Annotated in this window: 7 protein-coding genes and 1 pseudogene; 3 read left to right on the plus strand and 5 right to left on the minus strand. The window is 73.4% G+C overall.

The features are described from left to right. Positions 1–32: 32 nt before the first annotated feature. On the minus strand, positions 33–575 hold the full coding sequence (locus tag CCN56_RS27595) for a sigma-70 family RNA polymerase sigma factor (RefSeq protein WP_086830645.1): 543 nt from the start codon (positions 573–575) through the stop codon (positions 33–35). A 258-nt stretch (positions 576–833) separates the two neighbouring features. Here CCN56_RS27595 and CCN56_RS27600 point away from each other — a divergent pair, with 258 nt between their 5' ends. After that, positions 834–2,039, plus strand: coding sequence for a CapA family protein (locus CCN56_RS27600; protein WP_086830646.1), 1,206 nt, complete (start codon positions 834–836; stop codon positions 2,037–2,039). Positions 2,040–2,064: 25 nt separating this feature from the next. Here CCN56_RS27600 and CCN56_RS27605 read toward each other — a convergent pair whose 3' ends face one another. Then, entirely contained in the window at positions 2,065–2,526 is a 462-nt protein-coding gene (locus CCN56_RS27605) for a universal stress protein (RefSeq protein ID WP_086830647.1), read from the minus strand. A gap of 90 nt (positions 2,527–2,616) precedes the next feature. On the opposite strand from CCN56_RS27605, the gene CCN56_RS27610 reads away from it, so the two are divergent. Then, entirely contained in the window at positions 2,617–3,486 is an 870-nt protein-coding gene (locus CCN56_RS27610) for a polysaccharide deacetylase family protein (RefSeq protein ID WP_256962176.1), read from the plus strand. Between the two features lie 84 nt (positions 3,487–3,570). On the opposite strand, the gene CCN56_RS27615 is transcribed toward CCN56_RS27610, so the two are convergent. Continuing rightward, positions 3,571–4,230: a class F sortase gene (locus tag CCN56_RS27615; protein ID WP_086830649.1), complete on the minus strand. Its 660-nt coding sequence runs from the start codon at positions 4,228–4,230 to the stop codon at positions 3,571–3,573. Positions 4,231–4,622: 392 nt separating this feature from the next. Between CCN56_RS27615 and CCN56_RS27620 the strand changes: the two genes are divergently transcribed. After that, positions 4,623–5,153: a hypothetical protein gene (locus tag CCN56_RS27620; protein ID WP_086830650.1), complete on the plus strand. Its 531-nt coding sequence runs from the start codon at positions 4,623–4,625 to the stop codon at positions 5,151–5,153. A 115-nt stretch (positions 5,154–5,268) separates the two neighbouring features. Here the strand turns inward: CCN56_RS27620 and CCN56_RS27625 are convergent, their stop codons facing one another. Further along, positions 5,269–5,826 (minus strand): hypothetical protein, encoded by a 558-nt coding sequence (locus CCN56_RS27625; protein WP_086830651.1) that lies wholly within the window; start codon positions 5,824–5,826, stop codon positions 5,269–5,271. A gap of 163 nt (positions 5,827–5,989) precedes the next feature. Beyond that, positions 5,990–6,459, minus strand: a pseudogene (locus CCN56_RS27630) (DUF4239 domain-containing protein); the annotation flags it as partial.

Below are 6,459 nucleotides of genomic sequence, written 5' to 3' on the forward strand. Positions count from 1 at the left end.
CGTGGGCTCAGGCGACGGCCCCGGACGTGGGCTCAGGCGACGGCCGCGCGGCGCGGCCGGTAGCCGGGCAGGGAGCGGCCGAGCTGCCGCAGCGCGTAGTGCGAGCGGGACTTGACGGTCCCGGCGGGGATGCCGAGCTCGACGGCGGCCTCGTTGACGGTGAGGCCGTGGAAGTAGAGCCGGACGAGCACCGCTCGGTGCTCGGGGCTCAGCTCCCGTACGGCCGCCCGTACGTCGAGCGCGGCCTCGGCCGAGGCGGTGGCGTCGGCGGGGTCCGGCGTCACCGCGAGGACGCCGTCGCCGATCTCGGCGGGCCGGGCGAGGCGTGAGCGGCGGGCGTCGATGGCGAGGCGACGGGCCACGGTGAAGAGCCAGGGGCGCATCGAGGCGTAGGGGCCGTCGAAGGCCTCGGGGTGCAGCCAGGCCCGTACCAGGGTCTCCTGGGCGAGGTCCTCGGCCCGCTGCCGGTCCCCATGGGTCAGGGAGAGCAGGAGGGAGAGCAGCGCCGGACCGTGGTCCCGCTGCAGCTCCTCCAGGGTCAGTTCGTCGGTCCTCGCCGTCGTCGCCGTCGTCATGCTGCCCGCCTCTCCCGCCGCTCGTCGTCGGCCGTATACGAGCGCATCCGGACGGTGAGGGACAGGGAACGGACAGCGGTCTGCGACGAACGGTCGCACCGAGCGGCGAATGGCACGGCGAACGGTCGAACGGAGTCGGTGCGTCCGTTTCAGCGGGGTTCGTCACCCCGTGCGGCCTTGACCCTTGACTGCGGCTTTCCCGGGCGGTCAATTCGCCAGAACAGATGTTCATCACATGATTCGGGTGGAGTGCCGTACATGACCTCACGCACCAGACCCGCGCGGGTGGCCGCGCTCTTTGCACTCCTGCTCGCGGCGGCGACCGGCTGTGCCGCCGGGGACGGCCCGGCCGCCGGTACCACCACCCCGGGCGCCGCGACCGGCCGGACCGGGACCGCGAACTCCGCCGCCCCCGGCGCGGCCTCCGCACCCACCGGCTTCACCCTCGTCGCCTCCGGCGACGTCCTCCCGCACGACTCGATCATCCAGCGGGCCGCCGAGGCCGCGGACGAGGCCGGCTACGACTTCGTCCCCATGTTCTCCGGCGCCAAGCCCCTCATCTCCCGCGCCGATCTGGCCATCTGCCACATGGAGACCGTGTACGGGGAAGAGGGCGGGCCCTACACCGGCTACCCCGCCTTCAAGTCCCCGCCCGAGATCGCCGCCGCGCTCAAGGCCACCGGCTACGACTCCTGTTCCACCGCCTCCAACCACACCCTCGACGACGGGGCGGCGGGCCTGCGCCGTACCCTCGACGCGCTCGACAAGGCCGGCGTCCGGCACGCCGGCTCCGCCCGTACGGCCGAGGAGGCCGCACGGCCCACCCTCCTCAAGGCCGGCGGCGCCACGGTCGCCCAGCTCGCCTACACCTACGACACCAACGGCCACCCGCTGCCCGAGGGGCAGCCCTGGGCCGTCAAGCTGCTCGACGAGAACAGGGTGATCGCCGACGCGCGCGCCGCCCGCGCGGCCGGCGCCGACGTCGTCGTGGTCAGCGTCCACTGGGGCACCGAGTGGCAGACGGAGCCCGACGAGCGGCAGCTCTCCCTCGGCCGGGCGCTGACCTCCTCGCAGAGCGGCGGCCGCCCGGACATCGACCTGATCATCGGCACCCACGCCCACGTCCCGCAGGCGTACGAGAAGGTCAACGGGACGTGGATCGTCTACGGGATGGGTGACCAGATCGCCGGCGACATGATCAACCACGACGGCGCCTACGACGCGCGCGGCAACATGAGCAGCATCGGCCGCTTCACCTTCGCCCCGCCCAGGACCGCCGGCGGGCGCTGGGAGGTCACCAAGGCGGAGTTCGTCCCCCAGTGGTTCGACACGGCGCACGGCCGCGTGGTGAACCTCGGAGCGGCGGAGGCCGGGGACGCGCGCGAGGTCGAGATCCGCGAGACGATCCGGCAGGTGGTGCTCGGCCGGGGCGCCGACAAGGACGGCCTGGTGATGGGGGACTAGGACGTCCTGCGGGCGGGCGGGCCGGTCACGGCACGACGGTGACCGGCCAGCGGCCCGCCTTCACCAGACGGACGGCCACCGAGCCGACGAAGCGGTGGCCCGCCGACTCCGAGGCGCCCACCACCACGGCGTCCGCCGTCAGCTCCTCCGCCGCCTGGACCAGGCCCGCGTAGGCGTCCCCCTTGAACGTGTGGAACTCCCAGCGCACCTGCCAGAGGTCCTTCACCCGCTCCGCGGAGGTCCGGATCTCCTCGACGATGCCCTCCGCGATCTCCTCCGTCGCCCCGGCCACCGGCGCGCCGAGGGCCGCGCCCGCCGGGATCACCGGCTGCACGTACACGAGCGCGAGCAGCGCGTTCTGGCGCCGGGCGAGCCCGGCCGCGTACGCCGCGGCGCGCAGGGAGGAGGCGGAGCCGTCGATCCCCGCCATGATCACTTTCGGGCCGTCGGTGCCGCGCTCGAACCGATCGGACTGTTGTTCGCTCACCCTTCGAGGCTATCGGCTCATCGGGTGTTTTCGGACAGGCGGTCGGTGTCGCGGAGCCGTGCGGACCCTCGCCCGTACGAACCATTGGTCATGAAAAAGGACCAGATGTTCATCGGGCGGCGCGGGGTGCTGCGCCTCGCCGCCGCCCTGGGGGCCACCGTCACCGTCGGAGCACTCGCGGCGGACCGGTTCACCGCGCCCGAGGCGCCCGCCGACGCCGCCTCCGCCCCCCGGGGCACGTCCGGCGCGGGGCGCGCGGGCCCCGCCGCGGGGCCGCAGGCCGCCCGTCCGCGCCCGTCCGCGTACCGGCTCCAGCCCATGACCGCGTACGCGCCCCCGGCCTTCCGGCGCGCGATGCCGCCCGTCCGGCAGCGGCCCTTCCTCAGCATGTCCGGGGTCGGCCGCTCGATGGTGCTGACCTTCGATGACGGTCCCGACCCCCGGTACACCCCCGGCATCCTGGAGACCCTGCGCCACTACGACTGCCGGGCGATGTTCTTCGTCTGCGGCGAGATGGCCGTGGAGAACCAGGACCTGCTGCGGGAGATGGACGCGGACGGCCACGTCGTCGGCAACCACACCTGGTCCCACCCCCTCGTCCCCAAACTGCGGCCCTCCCGGATCCGCGACGAGCTCGGCTCCACCAGCGAGGTCATCGAGAAGGCCCTGGGCACGCCCCCGCTCTGGTACCGGGCGCCCTACGGAGCCTGGAACCGGCTCTCCTTCGAGATCGGCGCCGAACTCGGCATGGAGCCGCTCGCCTGGACCGTCGACACCCTGGACTGGAAGGAACCCGGCACCGACTCCATCGTCCGCCGCGTCCTCGACGGAGCCGCACCCGGCGTCGTCGTCCTCTCCCACGACGCCGGCGGCAACCGCTCCCAGAGCGTGGCCGCGCTCCGCCGCTATCTGCCCGAACTCCTCGACGCCGGCTACCACATCACCGTCCCCCGGCGCTGAACCGCGTCCGTACGCCGACCGCCCGGGCGCGGCGGAAGGGCCCCGGCACCTCAGGTGCCGGGGCCCTTCCGTCCTGACGGGCGGTCAGCGCGAGCCGACCATGCGCGCGTAGACGACGACGTTCCCGTCGTAGCCACGCGCGCGCGTGTACCCGCCGCCGCAGGTGATCACCCGCAGCTCCGGCTCGCCGTTGTCGGCGTAGACCTGCACGCCGGGGAAGTTGTCCTTGGCGTACACCTCGACGCCGTAGATCTCGAAGACGGCGACCCGGCCGTCGTACCGCTCGACCTCGATGTGCTGGCCCTTCTGGAGGGAGCCCAGGCCGTAGAAGACCGCCGGGCCCTTCGTGTTGTCGACGTGGCCGACGAGGACGGAGGTGCCGCGCATGCCGGGGGCGATGCCGTTCTGGTACCAGCCGGCGAGGTTGGGGTCCTCCGGGGGCGGGGCCGCCACCCAGCCGTCCGCGTCCAGCCCCACGTCCATGATGGGGGCCGCCACCTGGATCGCCGGGATCTTGACCCGGGACGCCGGGGCGTAGGGCAGCGTCTCCAGACCGGTGCTCGCGGCGGGCGGCGGGGCGACCGGACGCGCCACCGGCCGGGCCGCCGCCGCGGGTTGCGGCGGCCCGAGGGGGGCGTCCACCCCGTTGCGCATCATCGCGAGTCCGGACAGCATGGCGAGGGCCAGGACGCCCCAGGGTTGGCGTCTCCTGCGCTCGAAGACGCGGAAGTCCTTCGGGGGCATGGTTCTCCCTTCTCGGCGTCGTCAGAACGGTAAGGGCGGTCGCACGGGCCGTCGCGCCGGACGGCGCGAACGGGTGGGGGCCGCCGCCGGACGGGTGTCCGGGTCCCGGCGCACGCGCCTTCGCCCGCCGTGCGCCGCGGTCGCGCACCCTGGCGCAGGTGGGTGACAGCCGGACTGACCCATCCGAGTAATCGTCAGATAAGCACCCCGGAAGGCTGTGACCTGCGCTTCCGGCGCCTCAGGGGCTCCCGTCCCCGGCGTGTCGCCTCACCGGGGTGGCCCAGCGTCGACATGCACGGCTCGCACCGGCTTGTGATGGTTCGTCATGGAAGGCGTACTCGTCGAATCTCCCGGAGCACCGCTTTGGGGCGTCTTCCACAGGAGGTTCAACCATGCGTGCTGCACGCACTCTGGCGGTGACGGCGACCGCGCTCGCGGCGTTCGGACTCGCGACCCCCCTCGCCACCGCCACCAACGGGCCCAGCAGCGTGACGGTCAGCTCTTTCCAGGTCGAGCGGGGCGGAGACAACTCCAACGGCGTCACCGTGTCCCCCTTCGCGGTCCACCAGGGCGCGCTCCTCACGATCACCGTCCGGGGCTGCCCCGGTGGCACGGTCACGTCCAACGCCTTCGCGACGACCACGCTCCCCGCCCCCGTCAACGGCGTGTCCACCGTCACCGTCCGCATCTTCAACAACGCCACGCCCGGCCAGTACAACCTGGCCGTCCAGTGCAACAACGGCCGTACGCTCACCCAGTCGTTCCGGGTCCTCGCCGGCCAGGGCGCGCAGGGTGGCCTCGGCGGCTCGATGGCCCCGAGCTCCACCGAGATGGCCGTCGGCGGTTCGCTCGTCGCGGCGGCCGCACTCGGCGGCGGACTCTTCATCGCCCGCCGTCGGCGCCTGACCGGCGCAGGGGTCTGACCGACCGAACCTCCCGGTCGGCCCGCTGTGCCCGTCGCCCCCGAGTCCCGGCCGGGATCCGGGGGCGACGGGCGTCCGGGGAGGCCGTGCACCGCTCCCGGGCCATGACGCCCGCTCAGTGACGCCGGGCGGCGCGGGAGCGGCGGCGGAGCGCCACGTAGGCGGTGCCGCCGACCGCGGCCAGGGTCAGCGCCCCGCCGGCGGCGATCTCGGTGGAGGTGGGAGCCATCGAGCCGCCGAGACCGCCCATCACCCCGCGCGGGGGAGTGAGGATCGTGGCGCTGATGGTCGGGGTGGCGGTGGGGGTGCCGCTGATCGTCAGGGCGACGGTGTCCTGCACGCCACCCGTGCAGTTGAAGAGCACCGTGTACACGGCGCCGCGCTTGGCGTCCGCGTCCACGGTGGCGGACGCCGTCGCACCCGGTGCGATGGTGACGGTGTCGAAGATGCCGGCCGAGGCCGTCGCCGTACTGGCGCAGCCGGGAGCGCTCAGCGTCAGACGGCCGCCCGGGGCGACGACCGAGGGCGACACGACGAAATCGCCCGGTGCCTTGGCCCCGGGTGCCCGCGGGTTCGTCGCGGGAGCACCGTCCGCCGCGAGGGCGGCGGGGGCGGCCAGGGCGATGGCGGCCGCCCCCAGCAGGGCAGTGGATGCGGCACGTATCGCGCGCATGGTGAATCCTCCGGGTTCCGAGGGGCAGCCGCGGGAGGGGGTTCCCGCGAAGGACCGTGCCCCTCGATGCCCGAAACGCTAGGAGCGCATTACCACAGCCGCGATCCCAGGCGTGCGAATGGGGCATCCAGGTCCCCCGGACGGCCCACTCGCACGGGTCGGCTCAGCGGGTGATCTGCGGGAACAGATCGGTGAACGGCGCGGCGGTGGCCGAGATGCCCCGGCCGAACGGCGCGTCGAAGTCCCAGATGAGGAACAGAAGGAAGGCGATCAGCACGCTGAAGAGCCCGGCGAGCAGCAGCTCCCGGCCCGTTCTGCGGATCTGCAGGGTGAAGATGAGGCCGACCGTCACCAGGGCCCCGATGATCAGGCCGAACCAGACCACCCCCGGCATCGTCTCCCCCGCGCTCTGCCCGCGTGCGTTCCGGGCGTCGTCGGCGACGCCGACCTGGTCCACGAGGGGCTGGTACGCCTGGCCCTCGAAGTCGTTGGCCGGCTGGTAGTCGGTGACGCTGCGCCGCACCTTCTCCAGGAGCACGGTGCCCTCGTCGCTGAGCTCGCCGTGCTCGGACATGTATGTCCACTCGTCGTGGACCACGTACGAGACGTACGCGTCGACGTCGGCGCGGATCT

It is taken from the genome of Streptomyces sp. NRRL B-24572, assembly GCF_002156145.1.
Lineage (GTDB): Bacteria > Actinomycetota > Actinomycetes > Streptomycetales > Streptomycetaceae > Streptomyces > Streptomyces vietnamensis.

Coding starts and splice junctions, on each gene's coding strand:
- CCN56_RS27595 (WP_086830645.1), bottom strand. CDS start 575: ATGACGACGGCGACGACGGCGAGGACCGACGAACTGACCCTGGAGGAG.
- CCN56_RS27600 (WP_086830646.1), top strand. CDS start 834: ATGACCTCACGCACCAGACCCGCGCGGGTGGCCGCGCTCTTTGCACTC.
- CCN56_RS27610 (WP_256962176.1), top strand. CDS start 2,617: ATGAAAAAGGACCAGATGTTCATCGGGCGGCGCGGGGTGCTGCGCCTC.
- CCN56_RS27615 (WP_086830649.1), bottom strand. CDS start 4,230: ATGCCCCCGAAGGACTTCCGCGTCTTCGAGCGCAGGAGACGCCAACCC.
- CCN56_RS27620 (WP_086830650.1), top strand. CDS start 4,623: ATGCGTGCTGCACGCACTCTGGCGGTGACGGCGACCGCGCTCGCGGCG.
- CCN56_RS27625 (WP_086830651.1), bottom strand. CDS start 5,826: ATGCGCGCGATACGTGCCGCATCCACTGCCCTGCTGGGGGCGGCCGCC.